23 protein-coding genes are annotated in these 26,444 nt (G+C 55.5%); 10 read left to right on the top strand and 13 right to left on the bottom strand.

The features are described from left to right. The 4 genes from ABFB09_RS07495 to ABFB09_RS07510 form a co-directional block, all read right to left on the bottom strand. Nucleotides 1-2,592, bottom strand: a 2,592-nt coding sequence (locus ABFB09_RS07495; RefSeq protein ID WP_347000889.1) for a hypothetical protein, incomplete at its 3' end; no start/stop codon positions are given. Nucleotides 2,593-3,228: 636 nt separating this feature from the next. Next, a complete protein-coding gene (locus tag ABFB09_RS07500) occupies nucleotides 3,229-4,128 on the bottom strand; it encodes a hypothetical protein (RefSeq protein WP_347000890.1) in 900 nt (299 codons plus the stop codon). Between the two features lie 133 nt (nucleotides 4,129-4,261). Further along, complete coding sequence (locus ABFB09_RS07505) at nucleotides 4,262-5,176, bottom strand: hypothetical protein (protein ID WP_347000891.1); 915 nt, start codon at nucleotides 5,174-5,176, stop codon at nucleotides 4,262-4,264. A 129-nt stretch (nucleotides 5,177-5,305) separates the two neighbouring features. Next, nucleotides 5,306-6,535, bottom strand: coding sequence for a hypothetical protein (locus ABFB09_RS07510; protein ID WP_347000892.1), 1,230 nt, complete (start codon nucleotides 6,533-6,535; stop codon nucleotides 5,306-5,308). Nucleotides 6,536-6,722: 187 nt separating this feature from the next. On the opposite strand from ABFB09_RS07510, the gene ABFB09_RS07515 reads away from it, so the two are divergent. The 3 genes from ABFB09_RS07515 (at nucleotide 6,723) to ABFB09_RS07525 (ending at nucleotide 9,337) form a co-directional block, all read left to right on the top strand. Further along, nucleotides 6,723-7,784, top strand: coding sequence for a hypothetical protein (locus tag ABFB09_RS07515; protein WP_347000893.1), 1,062 nt, complete (start codon nucleotides 6,723-6,725; stop codon nucleotides 7,782-7,784). 135 nt (nucleotides 7,785-7,919) lie between these two features. Continuing rightward, nucleotides 7,920-8,519, top strand: coding sequence for a hypothetical protein (locus ABFB09_RS07520; RefSeq protein WP_347000894.1), 600 nt, complete (start codon nucleotides 7,920-7,922; stop codon nucleotides 8,517-8,519). Between the two features lie 218 nt (nucleotides 8,520-8,737). Then, a complete protein-coding gene (locus tag ABFB09_RS07525; RefSeq protein WP_347000895.1) occupies nucleotides 8,738-9,337 on the top strand; it encodes a hypothetical protein in 600 nt (199 codons plus the stop codon). A gap of 47 nt (nucleotides 9,338-9,384) precedes the next feature. Here ABFB09_RS07525 and ABFB09_RS07530 read toward each other — a convergent pair whose 3' ends face one another. After that, nucleotides 9,385-9,888 carry a hypothetical protein gene (locus tag ABFB09_RS07530; RefSeq protein WP_347000896.1) on the bottom strand — a complete coding sequence of 168 codons (504 nt, stop codon included), beginning with the start codon at nucleotides 9,886-9,888 and terminating at the stop codon, nucleotides 9,385-9,387. Nucleotides 9,889-10,096: 208 nt separating this feature from the next. On the opposite strand from ABFB09_RS07530, the gene ABFB09_RS07535 reads away from it, so the two are divergent. Then, on the top strand, nucleotides 10,097-10,609 hold the full coding sequence (locus ABFB09_RS07535; RefSeq protein WP_347000897.1) for a hypothetical protein: 513 nt from the start codon (nucleotides 10,097-10,099) through the stop codon (nucleotides 10,607-10,609). 69 nt (nucleotides 10,610-10,678) lie between these two features. Here ABFB09_RS07535 and rho read toward each other — a convergent pair whose 3' ends face one another. The 3 genes from rho to ABFB09_RS07550 form a co-directional block, all read right to left on the bottom strand. Then, nucleotides 10,679-12,070, bottom strand: coding sequence for a transcription termination factor Rho (gene rho / locus ABFB09_RS07540; protein WP_347000898.1), 1,392 nt, complete (start codon nucleotides 12,068-12,070; stop codon nucleotides 10,679-10,681). A gap of 39 nt (nucleotides 12,071-12,109) precedes the next feature. Continuing rightward, the gene (gene fsa, locus ABFB09_RS07545; RefSeq protein WP_347000899.1) at nucleotides 12,110-12,775 is read right to left on the bottom strand and encodes a fructose-6-phosphate aldolase; all 666 of its coding nucleotides are present in this window, start codon (nucleotides 12,773-12,775) and stop codon (nucleotides 12,110-12,112) included. 129 nt (nucleotides 12,776-12,904) lie between these two features. Continuing rightward, nucleotides 12,905-14,539 carry a CTP synthase gene (locus tag ABFB09_RS07550; RefSeq protein ID WP_347000900.1) on the bottom strand — a complete coding sequence of 545 codons (1,635 nt, stop codon included), beginning with the start codon at nucleotides 14,537-14,539 and terminating at the stop codon, nucleotides 12,905-12,907. 395 nt (nucleotides 14,540-14,934) lie between these two features. Between ABFB09_RS07550 and ABFB09_RS07555 the strand changes: the two genes are divergently transcribed. After that, complete coding sequence (locus tag ABFB09_RS07555) at nucleotides 14,935-15,063, top strand: hypothetical protein (RefSeq protein ID WP_347000901.1); 129 nt, start codon at nucleotides 14,935-14,937, stop codon at nucleotides 15,061-15,063. Between the two features lie 24 nt (nucleotides 15,064-15,087). On the opposite strand, the gene ABFB09_RS07560 is transcribed toward ABFB09_RS07555, so the two are convergent. The 3 genes from ABFB09_RS07560 to ABFB09_RS07570 all read right to left on the bottom strand — a co-directional run bounded on the left by ABFB09_RS07560 (nucleotide 15,088) and on the right by ABFB09_RS07570 (nucleotide 19,044). Beyond that, nucleotides 15,088-17,589: an AAA family ATPase gene (locus ABFB09_RS07560; protein ID WP_347000902.1), complete on the bottom strand. Its 2,502-nt coding sequence runs from the start codon at nucleotides 17,587-17,589 to the stop codon at nucleotides 15,088-15,090. A 48-nt stretch (nucleotides 17,590-17,637) separates the two neighbouring features. After that, the gene (locus ABFB09_RS07565; RefSeq protein WP_347000903.1) at nucleotides 17,638-17,958 is read right to left on the bottom strand and encodes a MerR family transcriptional regulator; all 321 of its coding nucleotides are present in this window, start codon (nucleotides 17,956-17,958) and stop codon (nucleotides 17,638-17,640) included. A gap of 132 nt (nucleotides 17,959-18,090) precedes the next feature. Then, nucleotides 18,091-19,044, bottom strand: coding sequence for a DnaJ C-terminal domain-containing protein (locus ABFB09_RS07570; protein WP_347000904.1), 954 nt, complete (start codon nucleotides 19,042-19,044; stop codon nucleotides 18,091-18,093). A gap of 369 nt (nucleotides 19,045-19,413) precedes the next feature. Between ABFB09_RS07570 and purM the strand changes: the two genes are divergently transcribed. From purM to ABFB09_RS07585, 3 genes are read left to right on the top strand one after another with little or no spacing between them, the layout of a single operon-like run. Then, complete coding sequence (gene purM, locus ABFB09_RS07575; RefSeq protein ID WP_347000905.1) at nucleotides 19,414-20,502, top strand: phosphoribosylformylglycinamidine cyclo-ligase; 1,089 nt, start codon at nucleotides 19,414-19,416, stop codon at nucleotides 20,500-20,502. A gap of 48 nt (nucleotides 20,503-20,550) precedes the next feature. Further along, nucleotides 20,551-22,086 (top strand): bifunctional phosphoribosylaminoimidazolecarboxamide formyltransferase/IMP cyclohydrolase, encoded by a 1,536-nt coding sequence (gene purH / locus ABFB09_RS07580; protein ID WP_347000906.1) that lies wholly within the window; start codon nucleotides 20,551-20,553, stop codon nucleotides 22,084-22,086. Nucleotides 22,087-22,126: 40 nt separating this feature from the next. Further along, nucleotides 22,127-23,155 (top strand): nicotinate phosphoribosyltransferase, encoded by a 1,029-nt coding sequence (locus ABFB09_RS07585; protein WP_347000907.1) that lies wholly within the window; start codon nucleotides 22,127-22,129, stop codon nucleotides 23,153-23,155. Between the two features lies 1 nt (nucleotide 23,156). Here the strand turns inward: ABFB09_RS07585 and ABFB09_RS07590 are convergent, their stop codons facing one another. Together ABFB09_RS07590 and ABFB09_RS07595 are read right to left on the bottom strand one after the other, a co-directional pair. Then, nucleotides 23,157-23,588: a C-GCAxxG-C-C family protein gene (locus ABFB09_RS07590; protein WP_347000908.1), complete on the bottom strand. Its 432-nt coding sequence runs from the start codon at nucleotides 23,586-23,588 to the stop codon at nucleotides 23,157-23,159. A gap of 72 nt (nucleotides 23,589-23,660) precedes the next feature. Beyond that, nucleotides 23,661-24,278 carry a YdeI/OmpD-associated family protein gene (locus ABFB09_RS07595; RefSeq protein WP_347000909.1) on the bottom strand — a complete coding sequence of 206 codons (618 nt, stop codon included), beginning with the start codon at nucleotides 24,276-24,278 and terminating at the stop codon, nucleotides 23,661-23,663. 805 nt (nucleotides 24,279-25,083) lie between these two features. Between ABFB09_RS07595 and ABFB09_RS07600 the strand changes: the two genes are divergently transcribed. Together ABFB09_RS07600 and ABFB09_RS07605 are read left to right on the top strand one after the other, a co-directional pair. Then, the gene (locus tag ABFB09_RS07600) at nucleotides 25,084-25,950 is read left to right on the top strand and encodes a DDE-type integrase/transposase/recombinase (protein WP_347000957.1); all 867 of its coding nucleotides are present in this window, start codon (nucleotides 25,084-25,086) and stop codon (nucleotides 25,948-25,950) included. A 194-nt stretch (nucleotides 25,951-26,144) separates the two neighbouring features. Next, a complete protein-coding gene (locus tag ABFB09_RS07605; RefSeq protein WP_347000910.1) occupies nucleotides 26,145-26,345 on the top strand; it encodes a hypothetical protein in 201 nt (66 codons plus the stop codon). Nucleotides 26,346-26,444: the final 99 nt, after the last annotated feature.

The following is a 26,444-nucleotide window of genomic DNA, read 5'->3' on the forward strand; positions in this document are numbered from 1 at the left end:
GGCGTAAGCCGAGATCGGGGTGGTGGCCTTGACGGCGGTGCTGAAGTCAGCCTTGGTGTCAACCCAGACTTCGTAGGAGACGGCACCGGGGACGTCAGCCCAGTCAAACGTCGGTTTGACCGGTACATTGGTGGCGCCAGCAGCCGGGGCCAGATTCATCGCCGGGGTGGGGGTACCCACCACGGTAGTGAAGGAAGAAGTGCCCATGAAGCTACCAACAGTACCAGAGTCAGCAGTAGCCCAGACACTGACGAAGTAGGTGGTGTCGGCGGCCAGACCGGTCAGGTTTGCTGTGGTTGCGGTGGTGGTGGTGCCAAACTTGAAGGCTGCAGCAGCATCGCTCTGCTTAGCTACTTTGGTGGTATCCACTGCCCAAACATAACCAGTAGCATTGGTCATGGCATCCCAGGAGATCGTCGCGGTATTGGTGGTGGTGACGATGCCCAGGAAGACCGAGGTGGTGGACACGATGTTGGAAGTAGCGATACCGGTGACACCCTTGGCCAGGGTATCGGTGTAGTTGTAGATCTTGCCACCATCGGTAGCCCAGATCATGTTGCCATCGGCAACAACAGTTACAAACAGTTGATCAACCTGAGCGGGGGCATTGGTGGTGGACAGGGAGCCAGCATCAGCGGTTCCCAGTTTACCGAGGACACGCTCAACAGTAGCAGAACCACTGTCGCCAGCGTAAACAACACCGTTGCCTTCATCGGCATTGCCGGCGCCGGGAGCGGTGACTACACCGGTAGCGGCGGTGGTCAGAGTTGCGATAGCGGTAGTGCCGCGATACAGGCTGGTGCCGGCGGCAATGAAGAAGTTGCTGGAGGTTGCATAGTCATTAGCCGGGGCGATGAAAGCCGCTGCCGCTGAATTGGTGATACCGGCAGTGCCAGTAACAGCAGTCCAAGTGGCGCCACCGTCAGTAGATTTGGCGGCTTTGACAAGAGTTGCGTTGACAGCAACAGCAAACAGGTCACCATTGGCGGCAGCCTGAATGTCGGTGACGGTATAACCGGCAGCAAAGATAACAGCCTCGGTCCAGAAGAAAGCACTGGTGTTGACCATGATCTTGCCGGCATTATCGCCAACAACTACGGTGGAGTTATTCAACGGCAGGAAGGAGTAAACGGGATTGGCAATTCCATCAAAGCTGCCGGGGGCGGTGGTCATGGCAGCAAATTTGTTGGCACTGTTGGTGGAAACCTGGATAGCCGCGGCAGAGCCAGCGACGGCATAGAAAACCGTTTTGTCGGTGGCATAGTTCGGGGATACTTTAAGAATAGTAGCCGTATCCATACCAGTGGCTACACGTTCCCAAGTAGCACCGAAGTAGCGCCAAAGACTGCCACTGTTGGAGATCATGAACATATCACCATTGGCGGCGATGGCCAATTCGGGAATGTCCGTCAGGGTGTCATTGATAAGGCTCCACTGATTGAATACAGTAGCACCGTCAATGCTGACATTGAAAGCACCAGTGGCACCCACGTTCAGGACATATGCCACACCATTGGTAGCAAAGTCTTTGTCAAACAACACAAAGGCCGTGTTGGCGACAAATGAACGAAGGGTTACGGCAGAGAAAGAGAAGCCAGAGTTGGTGCTCTTGTTGACGGTACCCGCGGAAGTGCCGACCATAATCTTGGCAGTACCGGAGTTGAAAGCGCCGTCAACATCGATATTGTTGGAGGTAACGGTTGCGTCAATGCGCAGAGGAGTGGTACCGATTACGCGGTAAACACCACCATCAGCGGCATCGGCATCAGCAACAGCAACAAAGTAGATGGGGCTGGTGACGACATTAAAGTCAGTGGGGAAGGCGATGTCAGCAGCAGACGGAACGGCCGCTGCAGCACCGAGTGTTACATCAGCAAGAGCCGCGCCCCAGGCGCCGCCATTGACGTTGACACGAACCACAGTGGTTCCGCCAGAGACACCGGCAGCAACCACGGTGCGGTCAGTAGCAAAGGAAGGAGCCATGGAGAGAGTCAAAACCGGCATACCAAAGGTGGTGGTACCGACCGGGTTGAGGTTGTTGAAAACATCGTTGGCATCCCAGAAATAAACGCCAGCGGTCATAACCCCTAAACCATCAGTACCAATTACAGCGATGTAGCGGCCACCAAACATGGCAACATCAAGCGCGGTAATGGCATCACCGACGGGGACACCCACGATAGTGGTAAAGGTAACGCCACCATCCATGGATTTGTAGAGAGTGGAGGCGGTGGCCAGGAAGACTACATTAGCTTCGGTGGCGGAGGGCACGATAGCAACCGCAGCAGCAGTCCAAGCAGCAGTGGTAATAGACTTCCAAGTGCGGCCACCATCGGTGGACTTAAGCAAATTGTAAGTCGGTCCCGCTGTATCGGTGACGGAAGCATAGAGAGCCCCGTCAACCGGTGACTGAGCAAATGCGTTTGCATTGTCAAAAGTCGTTTCCAGTACCATACCGGTACCAGTGGCGGGTACTTTAAAGTTATCCCACGCCTGGGTTTTGGCGCTAACCGGCAGAGCAGTGCTAACCAGCATGCCGCTCAGCAGCGCCGCGGTCAGCAGCACACTAAAGAATTTATTTAACTTTTTCATCGACCTTTAGATTTCCTTTTCAATTTTTTGATATTTCAATTTATTTCTATTGTCTTTTGGTTATCCCTAAAAGACTCCTGGAGATCAACATTTCATTTCTTTTCTGCCGACCTGATTTCCATATAAGCGGTTAACTTATATAAAGGAAGCCGGGTCTCAACGGCTGCTCTCGTATTCCATCACCACCTTTCTTTATGTCTTATGAATTGCGGGCAACGCAAAATATGCGCAGCCTGCTTTTTCTGCGTTATTAATATAATACCACGGGTGTCAATAGGTAAACTTCCTCTATTTTGGAGTACCCCGACCCTGTAAAAACAATCACGCACGCGTCATACGATTGTTATAACGGTACGGAAGGGTGGAATGTTAGGATGTGAGTTTTTTATGTCGAGTTGGTAGTTGGCAGTGGAGCGAGGGGACTGAGCCGAAATCCCTCTTAGTCTCTCCTTCGACTTCGCTCAGGACAGGCTCTTTACAAAAGGGAGAAACGTAAACAAATTGCTACGGCACCTGGGGCTTCGCAATGACGAAGGGAGGAACACGGGTGGCGACGGTGATAAACATCAATATAAAGGGAAGGCGCTCCGGGTGACCCCGGAGCGCCTTTGCCATGTAGGTGGAAAACCCCAGACGCTATCTGGGCCGCTCTTCCCCGGCACCGGCATCGACAACAACGTGGCTGCCGTCAACATCGACAATAGACCAAGCATCGTCGCCGCCGAAGGCGTTGGAGATGGCGAAGGAATAAATGTTGGTAGGATCCTGAATGACCAGCACGGCAAGGCCGAAGCTGGAACCGGAAACACCGTAATCTACGAATACACCGGGGGCCAGCGAGCTTGATTCACTGCCGAGCTGAGTGGGGATAAATGATTCTGTGGACTCTCCTACGGCAATACTGGCCACGGCATGGGCATCACTGCATTTGCCATCAGCGGTGGCCCAGGCCCAGGAGGACAGATTGCCGCTGACACCGGTGAGGATGGCGTTAGCGTCAGCCTCAGCGTAAGCACCGTTGGAAGCGAAAGCCTCGCTCTTGGCCGTGACCGCGCCGGAGGCGCCTTCCCGCAGCTTGGCAAAGGAATCAGCCTCGGCTTCACCGTTATCGGAAGCATCAGCCAGAGCGGTAGCGTCAGCGGTGCCGTTGCTGCCTAAAATGATCCAGGCGAAGGCGGTGGCATCAGCGTAGCCAGTGTCAGCGTTAGCCTCAGCATCCGCGTTGGCAGTGCCGGAAGATTCCCAGCCGATGAAAGAACTTGTGTAGGAATGCGCCGAGCCGCTATTAGAGGTACTGGAGCTGGCAGCGTTGGCAGTACCGGAGCTGGTTTCACCCACCAGCGCGCCGGCACGAGCCCAGGCGCCGTTTTCAGAGTCAGTCTCGGTCACCCAGTCATCACTGGTGCCTGTGGAAGCGTTGGCCGAAGCGCTGCCGGGGCCGCTGGGCGCGCCTGCCAGTACGCCGAGGGTCAGCACGAAAGTTGCCGCCAGGGCAGCCATCAATGAAAGAACCAGAGACAGGCTTTTCCTTTTCATACATTTTTCCTCTCAATTTAAGGTACGTTTAAGCATAAAGCCCGGCCAAACGATTGTCAATAGGTTTCAGGAATAAAAAAGGCCCCCGGTCAAAACCTGGGGGCCTTTTTCAAGATGGGTTTAGGTTAGTATTTTATTTTCGTTCGTCTATATCTACGCCAACAAATACACTCTGGCCGTAAACTTTGGCCAAAACTTCCGTATCCAAGTCAACGGAATTGGACACGGCGATAGCGTAAATATTCGTCGGGTCCAGCACCGCTACGATAGCGATACCGTAATTGCCGCCCTGGACATCATAATCGAAATACACACCGGGAGACAGCGCATAGTTATAAACGATGCCATTGGTCATATCAAGACCGGGGTATTTTATCTCCGCGCGGCCATCCGCCCAGGCGTCCTCACCTGATGAAGTGACCCAGGTCCAGGCGGTAAGGTTACCGCTGAGTTCCGACAGCGTGATCTCAGCATCAGTGTAGGCATAAGCTCCATTGGAAGCAAAGGAGTTGCCGATGGATGTAAGATTGCCGGAGGCCCCGTGTTCAAGATAAGCGGAATTATCTGACTGGGCGTCGGATCCGACGCCGGTGGCAACGGCATTCGATTCTACGAAAGTGGTGCCCGAACTGCCGGAGCGGATCTGAGAATTAGCATTGGCGTATGCGTGAGTGTCATCTCCGATAGCGCTCGCGTCAGCATCGGCTAAGGCGGTACCCGCGCTATTCTCCAAAACGTACGCGGAGGTGCTGGCTTGCGCTGAACCGTCGCCAGTCGTTACGGCATGGGATTTAGCAGTAGCAGTGCCGGAACTACTGTCTGGAAGAACTGTACCGGGCGGAGGATCGGTGGCACCGACTCCAACCCGGGCACCGATCTGAGCTCCCCCATCATTGTCCCAGATGGATTCCGCATCACCGGTAGTAACAGTGGAGTCAGCCGTTATATCACCCGGGACTAAAATAACAGCCAACACACCGGTACTCATAGCTAAAGCCGACAGCAACGCGACAACAACGGCCACGATGGTTATGATCGGTTTCTTCATCAGTAACATTACCTTTCTGTGTAATTCAGTTTCATAGAATAGGCAACAAAGCAATAAAAGTCAATAGGTCAGGATAAAATAAAAGCCGCCGGTGAATCACCGGCGGCTTTGAGATACGACCAGTCAGGTTTAACCGATACCGAAACCAGGAACATCATATTCATCAAGGATACCCTGCCCGACCATGGCATCAACCAGAATCTCATCGCCGTTGATAACGGCGATTGCCGCGGCGTCGCCGCCGAGACCGTAGGTAAAGGTCAGCGTGGTGGCTTTATTCAGGGATTCAACATAGACAATAGCAAAAGCGAATCCTTCGGCGCCGCCAGCTACATCAACAAATACCCCCGGTTGATAGACGGAGACAGCCGGGCTGAAACTGATGTCCCCGTAAAAAAATTCCGCCTCCGAACTGTCGGTTCCGATGCCCGAAAGCCCGAGGGATTCCCCTCCGCCATCAGCCATGGCAAAACCGTGGGTATTGAATTCACCACTCATCCCTTCCGGCAAGATGCCGACGACGGAAATAACCCCAGCCCGGCTGTTATTATCAGCGGTGGACCAGCTGTTGGCCGAGGCGATATTGCCCGGTCCGTAATTTCCGACAAGCGCCTGGGTGATGGAGCCGGCCCAACTTCCATTATTAGCCACAGCGGAGGCTTCCGCGTAAGCGCTGCCTTCTCCTTCCATAATACCCGCCATGACCATGTTGCCGGCGCTGCTGTTATTGGTAGCGGTGGCATCAGCTACAGCGGTGGCCGTTCCGGCGGCGGTAGAATGAAAGCCGTTCACTACCTGGGGCAGCGAGTCAGGTACGAACATATCACCAGCGCCGTTAATTATGGCGGTGGTATAGTTTCCGGCTTGACTGTTACCCGTTGCCGTGGCGGTACTGGTGGCGGTAGCGGTCCCGGTAGCGTAATTGGTGATTATCGCTTCTGTCTCATTACCGGAATAGCTGTTGTCAATGGCCACGGCGCTACTGACGGCGGTGGCTGTCCCGGTGCTGTTATAGTCAATATCAGCGTAAGCCTCGTCATCGGCGCGGCTGTTACCGATGGCCTTCGCAGTGGTGATGGCGAAGGCTTGGCCGCTGGAGGAGTCAGTCTCGCTGGTTGAGAAAGTGAAGGTGGGTGGCGGTGAAGTCTGCCAGGGATTACCGATTTTGGCTTGCGCATAGGCATCGGCACTGCCGGATTCATCATGAATAGCTACTTTAGTGTCGGGAGTGGTGACTTTTGCGGCAGCCTCCGCATACCCGTCGGTATACACGTCGGCCAGTACCGCGGTCCCCACGCTCAGTAAACCAAAAAGGATCACAACGATGGCGGCGGACAAAACTGAATGACGTTTCATCATGAATCTACTCCTAAGCATTGATGGTTCGTTTCATTACCGGACAATATTTTATGCTCATTACTGGAAGAATACAATAGATTAAATGTACCGAACCCGATAACAACCGAAATTGTATTGACATCCCCGCATATAGTCCACTACTATTCAGTTTGAATTCAAAGAAAGTATGACAGAAAGGAGAAAACAGGTGAAAAACAGAGTGTTCTCAGTATGCGCCGTGACAGCGATACTGACTGCCTTGTTCAGCGCCGGAGCCACGGTTCACGCCAATGGGATCGAGGGCGATGTGGCGGGGGCTATAGCCATAGCGAAAGAAGGTCAATCCGTGGCCAGAGCTGACGCGGAGGGCGATGTCTACGCCGAAGCTATAGCTATCATGGGCGGACTTGTGGAGGACTGCGTCAGAGGCGATCAATCTAAGGCTATAGTCAAGGCAAACGCCTACGCCGAAGCCGGCAATGGCGGCTGGGCTGAAGTATATATCGGATACTGGAATTTCGGTTATGACCCCAATAGTTATGCCATCCCGAACGGCACAATTGGAGGTTACTATTTTACCGGTAACGGACCTTATATCGACAGTTCGTCCAGCGGTACCGTGGACATAAATGGCAATGCCTCCGCCTTCGGCGGCGACGCTTTCGCCAGGGTGGAAGTTGAGAACGCGGACATCGTGTCTGAGTCTTCCGGCTCCATTTCCATCAACGCTACCGCCGCGGCGGAAGGCGACCATGCCAAAGCCTACATCGAATTGGAAGACGCCAATATCTCCCGGAATTCGTCCGGCAGCATTGAAATAGACGCCACCTCCACGGCCACCGGCGCTTATTCCTATGCCAATATTACCGAGGTGGAGATCTGGTTGGATGACGGCGCTTCCGGCAATATCTACGCCGATATCAGGGCCACCGCCACCAACGGCGGCCGCTCTTACAACGATATCGACGCCGGCATCTCCGGCGGTAACGGAAACTACTATATTTACTCCATCGCCAACAGCGACGGCGCGGGTAGTTATGCTGACAGCGATATCAATCTCTATTCCTACGAAGTCCCGGTTGGGGTTTATTTCGACGTGGACGCCGACGGTAACGCGATGGCCATCGCGCTGCTGATCTCCGACGGCACTAATGTCTGGGCGATTGCCTATACCGATGCCTGGGGCGGCGGCGGAGCCGCGGCCACGATCAACGGCGGCGACCTGGGCCCGGCGGTCGATGCCGAAGTCGGGGTTGTTCCAGACGTTTAGAGTCCACGGAACGCAAATAATCAGAAGCGCCGGAAGGGAATATCCCTTCCGGCGCTTTTCTATTCATACCTATTGACAATCAGTTCCGCCGGTCTGATAATAATATCTCATCAAACCAAGCATAAGGAGATCAGGATGAAACGAAAAATATTATCAGGACTGGCGATCACAGCCATGTTGACCGCGATGCTGGGCGCCAGCGGCCTGGTGTACGCCGACAGCCACGCCGACGCCACAGCCACAGCCGATTCCCAGGGGGCTGGCACATGGGTCTTCGCCTGCCACGATGCCTACGCTGAAGCTTCCGCGAAAACGGAAACCCAATCATCCGCCAACGTCGATGAAGGTTATACCTACACCGGCACCAACGCTTCCTACGCCTATGCCGAAGCCACTTCCAAGAATGGCGGCAACGCCCACGCAGATGTATCTGTTTACGTAGGCGACATGCCTTATGAGGGTGAGATCTATGGCTATGCTGTTTCCAATGCCGAAGGATCAGGCAGCCATGCAACCAGCAATGTAGATATCCATTATGTTATTCCAGCCGGCGCCTGGGTTGATATCGACGCCAATAGTGACGCCTATGCCATCGCGCTGCTTCTGTCCGATGGTTCCACTGTTTGGGGATTCGCACTCACAGACGCCAGAAACGGCGAGAGTGCCCTGGCAAATGTTCAATCAGGCAAGGGTATGCTTGTTGAGGCTATAATCGGTGCCGATCTGGAGACTTAGTCTGTCAGAACCAAATCAAAAGGGGAGCGATTTTCGCTCCCCTTTTTTCTAATTACGGGGGGCTGCAATCTACGCCGTTACATGGGGAGGCAAGTTGTTTTAGAAGATTAGAGCCGGCATCCTTCAGAATGTCAGCAGCGCTTTGTTTTGACCTATTGACAATCATTCCCGCCGGTCTAATAATATCATTTTATTGAATGTGCATTAAGGAGATCAAAATGAAACGAAAAGTATTATCAGGGCTGGCGATCACAGCCATGTTGACCGCGATGCTAGGCGCCAGCGGCCTGGTGTACGCCGACAGCCACGCCGACGCCACAGCCACCGCGAGTTCCGGGGGGGCTGAGACATCGACCTTCGCCTGTCACGATGCCTACGCTGAAGCTTCCGCGAAAACAGAAACCGAATCATCCGCCAGCGTCGATGATGGTTATTCCGAGACCGGCACCAACGCTTCCTACGCCTACGCCGAGGCCACTTCCAAGAATGGCGGCTACGCCCACGCAGATGTTTCCGTATATGTAGGTAACTCTCCTTATGAGGGCGAGATCTATGGCTACGCCGTAGCCAACTCCTCCGGAAGCGAAAGCCACGCTATCAGCAATATAAATATCCAATTTGTGGTACCAGCCGGCGCCTGGATTGATGTTGACTCCAACGGCAACGCTTATGCTATCGCGCTGCTTTTGTCCGATGGTTCCACCGTTTGGGGATTCGCGATCACAGACGCCAGGAACGGGGACGACGCCCTAGCAAGTATCGATGCGGTTAATGGAATTTCCGTTGACGCCTCGGTCGGTGAGGAATTAGAGGGTTAGTCTATCATAACCAAACTAAAAGGGGAGCGAAAATCGCTCCCCTTTTTTTATTCTATAAAATACGGCGATGTATGCAGCGCCAGGATGGCGCCGTTGGTGGTATCCACAAGGTAGACCGTATCACCGGCAACAACATGCGAACCGACGTAGGTGATGTCAGGCTGAGAAACGTCCACCCAGATTGACCAGATATATCCTTGGGCCAGCGCCAGTTCCTGCAAATCCAGGTGCCGCTGGAGAGAATTTCCTTCAGGGAGTCCGGGAACCGCCACTGCCAGCCACGCCAACAATGCTTCCCGGCTGGCAAAATGCCGCGGCGGGTAGAGATCCTCCAGGTCGCTGAGTTGTGATCGAAGCTCGGTGTTCTCATTTTCCGCAGCGGTAAGGCTGGCGTTCAAAGTTGTCACATCATCCCGCAGCGCATCAATGGTACTGGTATTATTCCGCCAGGCGAAGGCCAACAGGCCGGCGCCGACCAAAGCTAATGCCAACGATACGGCTAAAATAATAGTAATGACGGGTGTTTTTGCCGGGACTGTCGTGTCTGTCATTAAATTCTTCCTTCGCGGTGATTATACCGGCGTGCTCTGACCGGGTATTTTACGGCTTTCAGTATAGAGGATGGGGCGGGGAGGGGTAAAGGTGTTGACAAGCTGCCAGCTTTACCTCAACAGATCATACATACCCCCAGTGAGCATAGGCAGTTTTACGTATTTTGTCCGAACCTGAAATCTGACATATAATCATGATACCTAAATTATGAAAGGCGGGTACATGGAAGAGCGCCGGAACAATCTCCAGACATGGATTGCCATCGCGATTGGAGTCGCGATTATCATTGGCGCAGTCGGAAGTTACGCGAGATGGTGGGATCTGGGATATGGTATCGGGTCCTATTCCCTGGCTCACTGGTCAGGCTGGATCAGCGCCGTTTTGATATCCGTCACGGTGCCGTTATTCGTGATCCTCAAACGACGGTCAGGGATACCCTATCTTGTTCTGCTGACATCGCACGTTTTTATCAATCTGGTGGCTTTCGGCCTGCTGACGCTTCACTGGGCGCACCATCTTGGCCGTGAGTTCAGTCCGGACTGGGGCACTGGTCTGACGATGTTCCTGGTAATTTCAGGGATGGTGCTGACCGGCGTGATTCAGCGTTTCCGGCTGGTACCCAAGTCACAGGGCAATATGAGGTTCATCCACCGGGGATTGAGCCTATCATTGATCATTATTTTGCCGATTCACGTGTTGCAGAATACCGGGATGATTTAATTCCTGAGGAGACTCAAAAACAGAGGGCGGGCCAGTGGCCCGCCCTCTGTTTGCTTGAACAGGTAGGTGTTAAGCCTTCTCCCTGGTCAGGTTGGTCAGGAATTCGGCGTTGTTCTTGCTGCGTTTTAGTTTGTCCAGGACGCGCTCCGTCACTTCCGCGAAATTGTTGGAATCGTCGGCGATTATGCCGACCATGCGGCGCAGGAGCTGGACCTGCTTGAAAGAAGCCTCCGGGATGAGCAGTTCCTCGCGGCGGGTGCCGGAGCGGGGGATATCGATGGCCGGGAAGACGCGGCGTTCGGCCAGGCGGCGGTCCAGGTGCAGCTCCATGTTGCCGGTGCCCTTGAACTCCTCATAGATGAGGTCATCCATGCGGGAGCCGGTCTCCACCAGGCAGGTGGCGATGATGGTCAATGAACCGCCTTCCGCGGTGTTGCGGGCGGCGCCGAAGAACTTCTTGGCCGGATGCAGGGCGACGGGATCCAGGCCGCCCGAAAGGGTGCGGCCGGAGGGCGGCATAGCCAGGTTGTAGGCGCGGGTGAGGCGGGTGATGCCGTCCAATAGGATGAAAACGTCCTTGCCGCTTTCCACCATGCGCTTGGCGCGCTCAAGAGCCAGTTCCGCGACACGGGTCTGGTTCTCCACGGCCTCGTCGAAGGTGGCGGCCATGACCTCTCCCTTGACGGAGCGGCGCATGTCCGTGACCTCTTCCGGGCGCTCGCCGATGAGGACGACCATCAGGTGGATATCGTTGTAATTGACTGTGGTGGCGTTGGCGATGTTCTTGAGGAGCATCGTCTTGCCGGCCTTGGGCGGTGAGACGACCATGCCGCGCTGGCCGCGGCCGATGGGGGAAACCAGGTTTATCAGGCGGGTGGAAAGCATGTTGGTGTCGGTTTCCAGGTTTATCAGGCGGTCGGGGAAGGTGGGCGTCAGCGAGCCGAAGTACGGGCGGCGCTTGGCAGCTTCCGGATTCAGGTCGTTGATGGCTTCTACCCGCAGCAGGCTGTAATATTTCTCACCCGGCTTGGCGTGGCGCGACTGGCCGATGACCATATCGCCGGTGCGCAGGCCGAAGCGGCGGACCTGGGACTGGGAGACATAAATATCTGAAGGCGAGGGCAGCAGCGACGCCTGGCGCAGGAAGCCGTAACCGTCTGGCATGATCTCCAGGATGCCGGAGCAGAAGATGTTACCCTGCTGTTCCGTGGAAGCCTGCAAAAGCCGCAGTACGATCTCCTGCTTCTTGGCGCCGGTGACGCCGGTCAGCTTCATGCGCTTAGCCAGATCCAGAAGATCCTCACGGCTCATGGTTTCAAGCGTCGAAAGGCCGAGCGGAGGTGGGGGGGGTGGGGGCGGAGTTGGCGCCTGGACGAACGCGGGAGCAGGTGCGAACGCCTGGGGTTGGGCTTCGGCGATAGGCTCCGATTCAGTGGTGTTGTTGGGATCAATTTCGGTCATTGTAAACTCCTGGGTAAATCCTGATATTGATATTTGGTGTTAAGTGTTCGTAGCCCCGCTCTTGGCCCAATCCTCCGCGAACTGCTCGATGCCTTTGTCCGTCAGGGGGTGCTTCAGCATCTGTTCCAGTATCTTGAAAGGGATAGTGGCGATGTGGGCGCCGGCTTTGGCGGCGGCGATGCAGTGCAGGGGGTGACGGATGCTGGCGGCGATGACTTCTGTCGCGAAGCCATACATATCATATATCTCGATGATGTCTTTGACAACCTGCATGCCGTCATGGCCGATATCGTCAAGGCGGCCGAGGAAAGGGCTGATGTAGGTCACGCCAGCGTGGGCAGCCAGGAGCGCCTGGTTGGCGGAAAAACACAGTGTCATATTGACCTGGATACCGTCCTTGGCCAGTTCCCGGGTAGCCTGGAGGCCCTCGGCGTTGGTGGGCAGCTTAACGATCACATTATCCGGCGCCCAGGCGTAAAAACGCTTGCCATCAGCGACCATGTCGGCCACTGTCTCGGAGACGACTTCCACCGAGATGGGGGCGGCTTCCGGCAGGATGGCAGCGATCTCCCTGACCACGGCTTTATAATCCTTATGGCCGGCGCGAGCGACGAGGGTTGGGTTGGTGGTCACGCCGTGAACGACGCCCATGGCGGCACCTTTTTTAATCTCTTCTATTACGGCAGTATCTAAGAATATGCGCATCGAGAACTCCTAAAGGTTGAATTTCAAATAGATTTAAATCTAAAAGCTTCAAGATTCAAAACAATTTTTGGTTTTAACATTTTATATTTGATATTGTTTGGAACTTGAAATATCGGCGCTTGGGATTTATTACGTCGCCAACGGTAGCGCGGCTTGTGCGCCTTCCCTGAGCACCCCCATCGCGGCTCCGATAAAATCCCTGAAGAGGGGCTGCGGTTTGCCGGGGCGGGAGGTGAATTCCGGGTGGAACTGGCAGGCCACCATCCACGGGTGATCCTTGAGTTCGCAGATCTCCACCAGCTTGCGATCCGGCGACAGGCCGGAGAAGGTCATGCCCGCCGCTTCGTACTGCTCCCAGTAGTTGTTGTTGAACTCGAAGCGGTGGCGGTGGCGTTCGTAAATCAAGGCCTGCCCGTAGGCTGCCTCGGCCAGGGTGCCGGGTTTAAGCTGGCAGGGCCAGTTGCCCAATCTCATGGTGCCGCCCTTGCCGCAGATGTCTTTCTGCTCGGGCATGATATCGATGACCGGGTGGGCGGTGCCGGCGTCGAACTCCGTGGAGTTGGCGCGGGCGGCGGCGATGACGTTCCGGCCGTACTCGATGACCATGATCTGAAGGCCCAGGCACAGGCCGAAATATGGGATCTTGTGAATGCGGGCGTACTCCGCGGCCTTGATCATGCCTTCGATGCCGCGGTCGCCGAAGCCGCCGGGTACGATGATGCCCTGGGCGTGATCCAGCAGCCGTTCGCCGCCCGGTTTTTCCAGGTCTTCCGATTGAACCCAGTCTATCTGTACCTTACGGCCATGATGCATGGCGGCATGGGCCAGCGCCTCACGCACCGAGTAATAAGCGTCCCGTAATTCAACGTATTTGCCGACCAGGGCGATGCGCACCGGGTCGCAGGCGCCTTTGAGGCAGTCTATCATCTCACGCCAGGCGTCGAGCTGTGCAGGTCCGGCGGGCAGGGAAAGGCGCCGCACCAGGAAATCACCCAGACCTTCGGACTCAAGCACGAGCGGTACTTCGTAGATAGTTTCCACGGTGGGAGCAAAGATGACGGCTTCACGGTCAACGTCGCAGAAGAGCGATATCTTGTCCCGGATGCCCTCGGAGATGGGCACATCGGAGCGGCAGACGATGACGTCCGGCTGGATACCGATGCGCCGGAGCTCGTTGACGCTGTGTTGCGTCGGCTTGGTCTTGAGTTCCTGGGTGGGTCCGATATAAGGTAAAAGGGTCACATGTATATAAAGCACGTTGTCTCGGCCGACGTCCTTGCGCATCTGGCGGATGGCTTCAAGGAAGGGCTGGCCCTCGATATCGCCGACGGTGCCGCCGACCTCGATAAGCACCACGTCGGCGCCGGATTTATCCGCCAGCTTGTGGAAGCGGGCTTTGATCTCACCGGTCAGGTGGGGCACTACCTGGATGGTGCCGCCCAGGTAATCGCCGCGGCGCTCCTTGGCGATGACGGCGGAATAAACCTGGCCGGAGGTAACGTTGGACTCAGCGGAGAGGTCGATATCGATGAATCGTTCGTAGTTGCCCAGATCCAGATCGGTCTCGGCGCCGTCCTGGGTGACGAATACCTCACCGTGCTGGTAGGGGGACATGGTGCCGGGATCTACGTTCAGATAGGGGTCCAGTTTCTGCACCGAGACACGAACGCCGCGGCTTTTGAGAACGGTGCCGATGCTGGCGACGGTAATACCCTTGCCTACGGAACTTACCACGCCGCCGGTTACGAAAATATACTTAGCCATTTAACTGCATATCGAACGTCCTGAAGAAGTAATTGTGATGTTCATCGGGAAACGGACTTGTTGGGGAAATTTCTTAAGCCCGTAGCTTATTATAGGTGCGGGTACGAGGGTTGTCAACAATAGAAATTGCTTTCAGTGGGCAGTTTTTAGTTATCAGTTGGGGGAGGAGGGACGAATACTATCAATATTACCAATACTGCCAAATCAAATTTCCAATGGGGGGGGTGGGGATAGGAGCGGGTTAGCATCGTGCCAGGGTTCTTATCAGATTGCCACAGTGCCTTTGGCGCTTCGCAATGACATGGGATGGCGGCGGTGGGTGGGGCACACGGACAGGTAACACCTCAATCCGGGAGATGTTATGATAACATTGATTTCTAACAGGAGCACCCGAAATGACCCGTAGTAGTGAAGATGCCGAGGACCTTTCGGCGTTCGAGGAAAGGGCTGGCGAACCGCTGGTCAGCTATGAAGAGATGGTTCGGCGACTCAAGGTGGATAAAAATGAAGCAGCGGGCAGCTAATGCCACCCGCTGCTTCGAGTATTCTTACTCTGGTTTGGTTTCAGCTTTGGCCTTCGCCGGTTTTCGCCCTTTGCGGTGGCCATCCGAAGAGGGTTTTTCTTCGCTCTTGTCTTTGAAGATCAGTTCTTCGGCCTCCATGTCCACGACAACGGTGGAGCCTTCCTTGAAGTCCCCTTTCAGGATGCGGGTGGCCAGGGGGTTTTCCACGTATTTTTCTATGGCGCGGCGGAGGGGGCGGGCGCCGTAGACGGGATCGTAGCCGACCTTGGCCAGCCAGCCCTTGGCGGCTTCGGTGATCTCCAGGGCGATCTCCATCTTTTCCAGCCGCTCTTCGACATCTTTAGCCATGAGATCCACGATGTGGCGGAGCTGCGATTCACCCAGTTCGTGGAAGACGATGATCTCATCGATGCGGTTCAGGAATTCCGGCCGAAACTGCTTGCGCACTTCTCCCAGCACCTTCTCCCGCATCTTCTCGTAGCCTTCCCGGCCGTCGCCACCGCCGGTGACGAAGCCCAGGCGGGACTCACGGCGGATGGTCTCCACGCCGGCGTTGCTGGTCATGATGACCACGGTATTCTTGAAATCCACGGTGCGGCCGTGGCCGTCGGTCAGGCGGCCGTCGTCGAGAAGCTGCAAGAGCACGTTGAAGACCTCCGGATGAGCCTTCTCCACCTCATCCAGCAGGATGACCCGGTATGGGCGCTTCCTGACCGCTTCGGTAAGCTGGCCGCCTTCCTCGAAGCCGATATAGCCGGGGGGCGCGCCGATCATGCGGGACACGGTGTGGCGTTCCTGGTATTCCGACATGTCGATGCGGACCATGGCCGTCTCATCGCCGAAAAGAAACCAGGCCAGCGAACGGGCCAGTTCCGTCTTGCCGACGCCGGTGGGTCCTAGGAAGAGAAAACTGCCGATGGGGCGCCGCGGGTCTTTGAGACCGGCGCGGGAGCGACGGATGGCCTCAGCCACGGCGATGACGGCCTCATCCTGATCGACAAATCGCTCGTGGATGCGATCTTCCATGTGCACCAGCTTCTGAGCTTCCGCCTCAAGCATCTGGCTGATCGGGATGCCGGTCCAGTTGGCGATAAGCTGGGCGATATGCTCCTCGGTTACCTCACCGGATATTTTCTCTTTGGTCACCCAGGCTTCACGTTCCTTGTCATGCTCCGCCTGAACGCGCAACCGCTCACTCTTGAGTTCCGCCGAAGCGGCGTATTCGTTGCGCTGGGAGGCGGCTTCTTCCTCAGACTCCAGCTGCTGCAGGCGCTGCTCAAGTTCCCGGATTTTCGGCGGGGCGCTTTCCGAATCCAGGCGCAGCTTGGAAGCGGCTTCGTCGATAAGATCGATGGACTTGTCCGGCAGGTGGCGGTCGGCGATATAGCGCTGGGACAGCCGCACCGCGGCCTCCAGGGCCTCATCGGTGATCTTGATCTTGTGATGGGCTTCATAACGGGGACGCAGGCCTTTCATAATCTCGATGGCATCCTCGATACTGGGCTCATCAACGAACACCGGCTGTAACCGCCGTTCCAGGGCCTTGTCTTTCTCGATATACTTGCGGTAATCGTCGGAGGTGGTGGCGCCGATGACCTGCATCTCGCCGCGGGCCAGCGACGGCTTGAGCATGTTGGAGGCGTCGATTGCGCCTTCGGCGGCGCCGGCGCCGACTAACGTGTGGATCTCGTCGATGAAGAGCACGACCTCGCCGGCGGAGGTGCGGACCTCGTCCATGACCGCCTTCAGTCTCTCTTCGAATTCGCCGCGGAACTTGGCGCCGGCCAGCAGTGAACCCATGTCCAGGGCCATGACGCGGCGGCCTTTGAGTGACGAGGGGACGTCGCCGTTGACGATCTTCTGGGCAACGCCCTCGGCGATAGCCGTCTTGCCGACGCCGGCCTCACCAACGATGACGGGGTTGTTCTTGGTGCGGCGGGTGATGATCTGCATGACGCGCCGGATCTCCATTTCCCGGCCGATGACGGGATCCAGTTTGCCCTGTTCCGCCAGTTCGTTCAAATCACGGGAGTATTTTTCCAGCGAGCGGTATTTGCTCTCGGCGCGGGAATCTGTGACGCGGTGACTGCCGCGGATCTTCTGCAGAGCGAGGTAAACCTTCTCTTTATCGATGCCGAAGCTCTTCAGGATGGCGGAGGACAGCCCTTTTGTCTCGGCGGCAATGGCGATGAAGATATGCTCCGTGCCGATGAACTCGTCCTTCAGGCGCGAAGCTTCCTGGGAGGCCTCCTGCCCCACCTGCATGATGCGGGGGGTGGGGTAGATTTGCTGCGGGTCGTACCCCAGTTTCGGTATCTTGGTCAAAGCGGCGTCCAATTCCGTCTTGATGGCGCCGGCGTCAGCGCCGAGTTCCTTGACAATATCCCCGACCAGGCCTTTGTCCTGGGTCAGCAGCGCCATCAACAGGTGCTCAACATCCCACTGGTTGTGCTGGTACTGGCGTACCAGCGCCTGGGATGAGGCTACGGCTTCCTGGGCCTGCTCGGTAAATTTCTCTTGTTTCACGTTTATATTCCTTTCAAAGGGTAGTGCGTTCAGGGCCGACCAAACCGGCTAGGATTTGTCCCGACTCCTTTGAAGCCGCAGAACTTCGGAGCGTAAACGTTCGTTCTCATGGGCCATCTCGGCCATCTTCTCCAGCATATTGTTGATGACTTCAACGCCGGCCATGTTAACGCCAAGATCATCCATAAGGCTCCTGACGCGCCTCAGGGTTTCAAGGTCGCTCTCCGAATAAAGCCGGATGTTACCCGGCGACCTTTGCGGCTTCACCAGGCCGGAACGTTCGTAGTAGCGCAGCGTATGGGTCTTGACGCCGATGAGTTCGGCGGCAACGTGGATCACGTAGCGGGGGCGGGTTCTGTCTTCATTCATAACAACCTCCTCGGAAAAATCCTAAGCACTAAGCACTAAATCCTAAATAAGCCCAAAACCCCAAAATATAAAGTTCAAAAGAGCTGTCGTGTTTGGAATTTAAATATTCGATCATTTGAATTTGTTTAGCTTTTAGATATTCGGATTTGGGATTTCCGGCCGGCTGGTCGGCCGGAGTTTGGCCAGTTCAGCGAACAGCTCTTTTTCTTTTTCCGTCAGATTGGACGGCAGTACCACGTTCACCCGGGCGATGAGATCCCCGTGGCCGGTTTTACCCAGGTGGGGCATGCCCTGGCCGGTGAGCTTGAAAGTGCGGCCGTTCTGCGTTTCCGGGGGGATTTTCAGCGCCAGTTTCGAACCCTTGATGGTAGGCACCGTCGCCTCGCCTCCCAGGGCGGCTACGGTCAGTGGTACATCGATGGTTATGTAAAGGTCGTCGCCCTTTCGCTCATAGCGGGCGTGAGGCAGCACCCGGACCACCAGGTATAAATCTCCCCGCGGCCCGCCGCCGCTCCCCTCCCCGCCTTTGCCTGCCAGGCGCACACGGGAGCCAGTGGTCACCCCGGCCGGTATCTTGACCTCCAGCGTCTCCGGCTTGGCAGCCTGCATGGTCAGTTTCCGGCTGGTGCCATGGTAGGCTTCTTCCAGGCTGACCTCAGTCTCATAATCGACGTCCTGCCCCCGGTGCGACCGCCGCCGCCCGCCGCCGCGGAGGATCTGATCGAAGATGCCGCCGATATCCTCTCCGGCAAAACCACCGCCCGCCTGCTGGAAATCATAGGCGCCGCCGAAGGGGCCGCCGCCGAAACCGCCGCCATGTTGCTGGTAGGCGCCGCCCCCAGCCTTCTCGAAAGCCTCGGCGTGCTGCCAGTTCTCACCGTATTTGTCGTACTTGGCGCGCTTTTCTTTATCCGACAGGACCTCGTTAGCCTCGTTGATCTCTTTGAATTTGGCTTCAGAAGCCTTGTCGCCGGGATTGACGTCAGGGTGATATTTGCGCGCCAGCTTGCGGAAGGCCTTTTTGACCTCCTCCTGGGTGGCGCCGCGAGCGATGCCGAGTATCGCGTAGTAATCTTTAGTTGCCATTTGAATCTCTTTTCAAATTGGAAAGATAGTTCATTATATCATCCGATCAGCTTTTCTGTCGATTCTGGCGCATGTTTCTTAACGTTTCCGTGTCATGTTTGCTGGTTTGAGCAATACTCACATTTTCATTGTAGCCAACTTAGCGGCGAGCTCCAAAAGTCGTTGGGAGACAATCGATTTAGAGAAGGTGAAGTGACCGGGATATAGATATTGTGCGATCACAATGGGTGGGTATTTTCATGGCTATACGACGTCGGCGGGTGTTCTGTAGGGGCTATAATGTCTAGGTTGCGATTTTGAACCTCTGGTATTTGGTCATTGGAATTTGTTTAGAGTTTCGATATTCGGATTTCGAATTTGGGAGGGGTGGTGGAGTGGCTGGGACCAATTGCGCCCCTTTGTCCGAGATGTTATCATTGCGGCATCACCCGCAAGGAGAATTCCATCAAACAAGACGCTTATTCCGCCGCCGGCGTCAGCATCGATACCGCCGCTGCCGCCAAGGAACAGATCATCAAGCTGGCGAAAGCCACTTTCACTCCCGGGGTGCTGGGGGGGCCCGGCTTCTTCGGCGGCATGTTCGAGCTCCCGGGCGGGTTCGTTAAGCCGGTGCTGGTCTCCAGTTGCGACGGCGTGGGCACCAAGCTCAAGATCGCCTCGGTCCTGGGCAAGCACGATACGGTGGGTATCGACATCGTCAATCACAGTATCGACGATATTCTGACCTGCGGCGCCGCGCCGCTGTTCTTCCTGGACTACATCGCCATGGGCAAACTGGACGCGGCGCTGGTGGCCGATATTGTCCAAGGCCTGTCCACGGCGTGTCAAGAGGTCGGCTGCGCCCTCATCGGCGGCGAGACTGCCGAGATGCCGGGGCTTTACCACGGCAAGGATTATGACCTGGCCGGGTTCATTGTCGGCATCGTCGAGAAAGACCGGATTGTCAATGGGTTGTCCATCAAGCCGGGGGACGCGGTGCTGGGGTTGCCGTCATCCGGTCTGCATACCAACGGCTATTCCCTGGCCCGCAAGGTTCTCGGCGAGACCCAGGAGGCCCTGTCCAAGGTCTATCCCGAATTCGACCGCTCCATCGGCGAGGTGCTGCTGGCGCCGCATGTCTCTTACTTCAAAACGCTGCAACCGGTGCTCCGTGATGTCAAGGGTTTGGCCCACATCACCGGGGGCGGTTTCACCGATAACATCCCCCGCACCCTGCCACCGGGCACCGCCGTCCGTATCAAAACCGGTTCCTGGACAGTGCTGTCGGTCTTCGACCTTATCCAGGAAATGGGCAACATCGAACCGGCAGAGATGTACCGGGTTTTCAATATGGGCATCGGCATGACAGTATTCGCCGACCCCTCGAAAGTCACTGCACTACTCGAAGCCTTGCCGGACGCCAAGATCATCGGTGAAGTAATCACCGATACGGGCAAAGGCCGGGTCATCATCGATTGACACTATGTCGATAACTATCGACGCCTATTAACACTCGGGAGGATTACAATGCGAGCCATCCTAAGCGTTTCCGACAAGACCGGGTTGACCGGTTTCGCCCACGAGATAGCCGGACTGGGCTGGGAGATATTCTCCACCGGCGGCACTAAAAAGAGCCTGGCTGAGGCCGGAGTGCCGGTGCACGGCATCTCCGACATCACCGGGTTCCCGGAAATCCTTGACGGCCGGGTCAAGACGCTGCATCCCGCCGTTCACAGCGGCCTGCTGGCGCGGCGCGACAAGCCGGAGCACATGGAAGAACTCAAGAAGCAGGGGCTGGGCACCATCGACATGGTGGTGGTCAACCTCTACCCGTTTGTCCAGACGGTGTTTAAGGGTAACGTCACGCTGGAGGACGCCCTAGAGAACATCGACATCGGCGGCCCGACCATGATCCGGGCTTCCGCCAAGAATTTCCCGGGCGTCATCATCGTCACCGACCCAGCGGATTACGCCATGGTCGTCGAAAAACTCAAAAGCGGCGGCTTATCGCTCGACGACCGCAAGATGCTGGCCCAGAAGGCCTTTCAGCATACTGCCATGTACGATACCGCCATTTCGCAGTACCTGTGGCAAGGCAATGACGGCTTCCCGGAGAACATGACCATCGCCCTCAAAAAACGTTTCGACCTGCGCTACGGAGAGAATCCCCACCAGCCCGCCGCCTTCTACTCCGAGCAGCGCGTCGGCGCCGGCGCCAATACCGGCATCACATGGGCGGAACAGATCTGGGGCAAGGAGCTTTCCTACAACAACATCCTGGATGCCGACGCCGCCTGGAGCGCCGCCACCGACTACGCCGCGCCGACGGTGTCCATAGTCAAGCACACCAACCCCTGCGGCCTGGCCAGTTTCGATGACGTGGCGGAAGCTTACCGCCGCGCCTTTGCCGGCGACCCGGTATCGGCCTACGGCGGCATCGTGGCCGTCAACAGGACGCTGACGGCAGAGATGGCCGAGGCCATGCGCGGCACCTTTTACGAGATTTCCATCGCCCCCGATTACGAAGAAGCAGCCCTGGAGATACTTAAAAAGCGCAAGGATCTGCGCATCCTCAAGGCCAAACTCCCGGTACCTGAGGCGCAGGCGCCGCTGGTGTACCGGCGTGTCAAGGGTGGACTCTTGGTGCAGGTTGCCGACGCCCTGCCCGAGGATGCTGTCACCCTGAAAACGGTCACCCATCGCGCCCCGACCGACGACGAAGTGGCCGATCTGCTCTTCGCTTGGCGGTCGATTAAACACATCAAGTCCAACGCCATCGTCTTGGTGAAAGACCGGATGATACTGGGCATGGGCGCCGGGCAACCCAACCGGGTGACCAGCGTGGACATAGCCGTCAAACGGGCGGGCGAAAAATCGAAGGGCAGCGTCATGGCCTCCGACGCCATGTTCCCGTTCAACGACAGCGTGATGCAGGCCGCGGCGGCAGGCGTCACCGCCATTATCCAGCCGGGCGGATCCATCCGGGACGATGATTCCGTCAAGGCCGCCGATGAGGCCGGGATCGCCATGGTATTTACGGGGACGAGACACTTCCTGCATTAAAAATACGAAATCCGAATATCGAAATACGAAATAAATTCGAATGAACGAATACCAAAACGATGGTCGAGTCGAACGCAGGGGCAAGTTTGCTCCGTCCGAGGCTGTGCTGCGCGGGGATTCGGCGGACGTCTATTTTCATCGCACCATCGAGATACTGGAAAAAGAGGGCCTCGATCCCATAGCGGTGATGGAGGTCTTTCCCAACGGTTCCGGAGTTCTCTGTGGCATCGATGAAGCCCTTGCTCTGCTCGACAAGGTGCTACCCCTGGACAACCGCGAGGTTTGGGCGCTGAACGAGGGCGACGCCGTGACATCCAAAGAGGTTGTCCTGCGCATTAAAGCCCCCTATCGGAGTTACGGCCTGTACGAGACCGCCCTCTGCGGCATTATGGCTTCCGCCACCGGCTGGGCTACCGCCGCGCGGGAATGCGCCGGGGCGGCGGGTGACATCCCCTGCGTCAGCTTTGGGGCGCGGCATGTCCACCCCTTTGTTTCCGGCCGGATGGATTACGCCGCGGTGAGCGGCGGCTGTAAAGGATGTTCCAGCGTCGAGGGCGCGAAATTGGCCGGCATCGAGCCATCCGGCACCATGCCTCACGCCCTCATCATCGTCATGGGCGATACGGTCAAGGCCACGCTGGCTTTCAACAGGCACATCGACTCGGGTGTGGCCAGGGTATCTCTCGTCGATACCTTCAAAGACGAGGCGGAAGAGAGCCTGCGGGTGGCCGCAGCCCTGGGTGAAACGCTTAAAGCCGTGCGGCTGGACACCCCGGTCGAACGCGGCCGCGTGACCGCGGAACTGGTGAAAGAGGTCCGCGCCCGGCTTGACCAGGCTGGACACGGTCACGTGGGCGTCTTTGTCAGCGGCGGCCTGACCCCGGAACGCATCAGGTATTTCATCGACAAAGGGGCGCCGGTGGCCGGCTTCGGCATCGGCAGCTATATCTCCGGGGCAAGGCCTATCGACTACACCGCCGATATCCATGAGGTGAACGGGGTGGCGGTGGCGAAGCGGGGACGGATACCGGGGATCACCGAAAACCCGCGACTAAAACGAGTGATGTAGCCTAGCCAAGGCTTTCTTCCAGTATCTCCACCGACCCTTTTACGAATCCGGGGCATATCTGTTTAAAATATCCTTCGGCTCTGGCGCGCGCCAGTCCCACCGGGGTGCTGATGTCACAGCCTAACAGGGCGTTGCATTCGGTCGAATTGAATCGTTCGACGAATCTCCGATTGAACTCCCCGATCCGGACATAGACCGCCTCGATACCCTCTCTGCCTTCCAGCGGTTCCGCCAAACCCAGGACGATACACGCACCGCTCACAGCGCCGCAGGTTTTGCCGCCCCGCCCCATGCCCCCGCCAAAACCCCGCGCCAGCCGCATAGCTGAAGCGACATCCAGACCAAGATCCTCGCAAAACGCGGTTACGACCGCCTGGGCACAATTCATTTTAGATTCCGCCATGACGGAATAAGCTGTTTCGGCGCGGTTCATTTCTCCTCCTGTATCAATTGCCATAATTTATGCTGCCCCCGTTCGTAGGCTTCCCGCAACCACCCCTTGACATCATCGTCGAATCGGACGCCGCCTCGATGACGAGATTCCAGATGCAATATCCCCTAGCTTAACATTACGTTCAGCTCTGGTAACAACTCCTTTAATTCTTGCCTGCCGGGTAGTGTCCGTTTTTGCCCCCTCAATCCAGCGGATATACATATTACGCGCACTGACCGGGAACCTGGCGAAGTTTTCCAAAGCGATCTTCTCGGTTTCCAACGCCTTTCGAAGATCTTCCGGGGTGCTCAAGGTCTCCAAGTTGGTGTAAGCCTGGGACCAATTCCCATCTTTTTTAGCGGCGTCGACCGCAGCCAGTCCAGAGGGAGCCATTTTACCGGCTTTGATCAGCTCCTCAGCTATGAGCCTGTTTCGTTTTGACCAGATGCTGTTGGTTTTCCGGGGGGAGTACCGAAGCATGAAACGATCATCATCGATAGTCTCAAGTTTACCATCGATCCACCCATAGGCGATGGCCTCAGGCAATGCCTCTCTGTATCGGAGACCTTTTTGTAAACTGGCCACTTTATAGTGAACTACCCACGCTTCTTTTTCAGTACCGTTGTGAGTAGAAAACCAGTTTCGCCATTCATCAGCGTTTTTAAATTCCAGCGGTTCTCTTTCCGGCACGGGTCTATTATATCGGATTTGTCGAGAGTAATGGCAGATGGGTACTGTTCGGTTGTGGTGGAGACTTTATTTTGGGCGGTGGCTAAAAGACTTAGTTACGAAAATATCATACCGCAATCTTTACACTGATAACGCTTTCCATTGAATATTTTTTCGATGTTCTTACTTTTGCATTGCGGGCATTTTTCTAACGCTTCGTATTTTGCCCGTTGAATCCTTTCCCAATCCGATGGCGAGCCTTGTATCATTTCCCAATCAGAACAACTTATAGAAGTCGTATCGCAACCATAAACACAGTTAGTATTGTATCTCAAGCAACTCAAGCATACATTAACCTTTGCTTTTTCGGGCTTCTTTTTACCAAACCATAAAAATCCCATGCGTGAATTATACCCGCTAAAATAATTATTGACAACGTAGCCACCTTCGTTTTAGTATATAGACTTAACAAGGGTAATAAAGGACGGTCAATTATGGCTATACCTAGAAAGAAACCCATAATCAAACGTTGCAAACGATGCGGACACGTTTGGATGGCAAGAGTTACACAACCCGTTGTTTGCCCCGCTTGCTCTAGCCCTTATTGGAATAAGCCAAGGCAAAAGAAGTAATGACGGACAAAGTAATCTATCAGGTGTAAGGCTACGGCCACCGCCGGAAAGTGAGCAAGTACGTGTTAACCGATTTCGGGTGTAAGTACTGCGAGTCAACGAACGTCGTTAAATATGGGACGGTCAACGACGTTCAATATTGGTGGTGTAAAAAGTGCGAGCGGAAGTTTGCGGATAACAATGCCTTGCCCAATATGCGAAAACCGCAAACCGAAATAGCATCGGCTTTAAGTGCTTTTTATTCCGGCATGAGCATCGACGAAGCGAGAATCCACCTAAGACAAGAATACGGGGATACACCTAGTGATTCTACGGTCTATGAGTGGATTCAACGCTTTAGTGACGAAGCCAGTACCAAACTACGGGGATTAAAACCTAAAGTCGGGGATGTTTGGGTAGCCGATGAAACGGTTCTGGATTTAGACGGGCATAAGATATGGTTCTGGGACTTGATAGACGCCAAAACTAGGTTCCTACTCGCATCACACCTATCATACAGGCGGTCAACGGGTGATGCTCAATCACTGGTGATGAAAGCTATTAAGCGAGCCGGTAAATCGCCAAAGGTGATTCTAACCGATAAATTAGCCGCCTATTTAGACGGGATACCCAAAGCGGCGGGGCATTACGGGACGGGCGATATTGAACACTTACAAACTCATGGTTTCGGAAGCGAAACTAACACGAATCTTATCGAGCGTTTCCATTCCACTTTGAAGGGACGAACGAAAGTCTTTAAGGGTTTAAAGTCGGTTGAATCAGCTATGACCATTCTTGACGGCTGGCTGGTTCATTACAACTTCTTTAAACCGCATGAGTCTTTAGAATGGCAAACGCCCGCCGAATATGCGGGGATCGAAAGCCCTTATTCAAACTGGCGGGATGTTGTAGCCGATAGCCGTTTGGATTCCCCGAATGTAATAACTGTTAGTTCAAAGCGATATGAAGCGGCAACAGTCGGGAAACCTTCACGCTTTGCCCAAAAGCGGCGGGTTAGACAATCTAAACCACGAAAGGGGGTGACGCCTATGGCTGTAATTAGTAGCCCTAAAAAGCGTTAACGGCTAAGTACTAGTTAGCCGTTAACAAAGGTTTCCGCATCGGGGGGCTTCGTCTAATGGTCAGGACGACGGTCTTTAAAACCGATAGAGCCAGTTCAATTCTGGTAGCCCCCACTTGTCTTTAATAGTACACCTAAACACGTTCAAAGTCAATAGTTTTACGAATAAAATACGATTGAAAGGTAGGTCTTAATATGGGTTCATTTTTCGGGCGTTTACTGCTTTTTATTCTGGGTGGGGCTTTGCTATTGGGTGGTATTTTTCTGATATTCTCCGCTATCGTTTCTATGCCCTTTGTCGCCGATTATACCGATTCATTTTGGTTAGTCGGACTACTAGGTGTAGTCGCCATGTTAGCGGGGTCGTTTATCAGCCGCTTTGCCATTCACGGCTAAGACAATAACCAAACCGCCTTGTATTATCATACCTAGCCCTACTAAAAATAGGGCTAGGTATTTTGTCGGCTCAAAGAACGTTAAGACAAAACCTACCCC

Origin of the sequence: Dehalogenimonas sp. THU2, from assembly GCF_039749495.1 — a bacterium.
GTDB lineage: Bacteria > Chloroflexota > Dehalococcoidia > Dehalococcoidales > Dehalococcoidaceae > Dehalogenimonas.

Excerpts from the sequence above, each read along its gene's own strand:
- ABFB09_RS07505 (WP_347000891.1), bottom strand. The coding sequence starts at position 5,176 with ATGAAGAAACCGATCATAACCATCGTGGCCGTTGTTGTCGCGTTGCTG.
- ABFB09_RS07565 (WP_347000903.1), bottom strand. The coding sequence starts at position 17,958 with ATGAATGAAGACAGAACCCGCCCCCGCTACGTGATCCACGTTGCCGCC.
- ABFB09_RS07525 (WP_347000895.1), top strand. The coding sequence starts at position 8,738 with ATGAAACGAAAAGTATTATCAGGGCTGGCGATCACAGCCATGTTGACC.
- ABFB09_RS07520 (WP_347000894.1), top strand. The coding sequence starts at position 7,920 with ATGAAACGAAAAATATTATCAGGACTGGCGATCACAGCCATGTTGACC.
- ABFB09_RS07550 (WP_347000900.1), bottom strand. The coding sequence starts at position 14,539 with ATGGCTAAGTATATTTTCGTAACCGGCGGCGTGGTAAGTTCCGTAGGC.
- ABFB09_RS07500 (WP_347000890.1), bottom strand. The coding sequence starts at position 4,128 with ATGAAAAGGAAAAGCCTGTCTCTGGTTCTTTCATTGATGGCTGCCCTG.
- ABFB09_RS07605 (WP_347000910.1), top strand. The coding sequence starts at position 26,145 with ATGGGTTCATTTTTCGGGCGTTTACTGCTTTTTATTCTGGGTGGGGCT.
- ABFB09_RS07585 (WP_347000907.1), top strand. The coding sequence starts at position 22,127 with ATGAACGAATACCAAAACGATGGTCGAGTCGAACGCAGGGGCAAGTTT.
- ABFB09_RS07590 (WP_347000908.1), bottom strand. The coding sequence starts at position 23,588 with ATGAACCGCGCCGAAACAGCTTATTCCGTCATGGCGGAATCTAAAATG.
- fsa (WP_347000899.1), bottom strand. The coding sequence starts at position 12,775 with ATGCGCATATTCTTAGATACTGCCGTAATAGAAGAGATTAAAAAAGGT.
- ABFB09_RS07600 (WP_347000957.1), top strand. The coding sequence starts at position 25,084 with ATGCGAAAACCGCAAACCGAAATAGCATCGGCTTTAAGTGCTTTTTAT.
- ABFB09_RS07535 (WP_347000897.1), top strand. The coding sequence starts at position 10,097 with ATGAAAGGCGGGTACATGGAAGAGCGCCGGAACAATCTCCAGACATGG.
- rho (WP_347000898.1), bottom strand. The coding sequence starts at position 12,070 with ATGACCGAAATTGATCCCAACAACACCACTGAATCGGAGCCTATCGCC.
- ABFB09_RS07510 (WP_347000892.1), bottom strand. The coding sequence starts at position 6,535 with ATGATGAAACGTCATTCAGTTTTGTCCGCCGCCATCGTTGTGATCCTT.
- ABFB09_RS07530 (WP_347000896.1), bottom strand. The coding sequence starts at position 9,888 with ATGACAGACACGACAGTCCCGGCAAAAACACCCGTCATTACTATTATT.
- purH (WP_347000906.1), top strand. The coding sequence starts at position 20,551 with ATGCGAGCCATCCTAAGCGTTTCCGACAAGACCGGGTTGACCGGTTTC.
- ABFB09_RS07570 (WP_347000904.1), bottom strand. The coding sequence starts at position 19,044 with ATGGCAACTAAAGATTACTACGCGATACTCGGCATCGCTCGCGGCGCC.
- ABFB09_RS07555 (WP_347000901.1), top strand. The coding sequence starts at position 14,935 with ATGACCCGTAGTAGTGAAGATGCCGAGGACCTTTCGGCGTTCGAGGAA.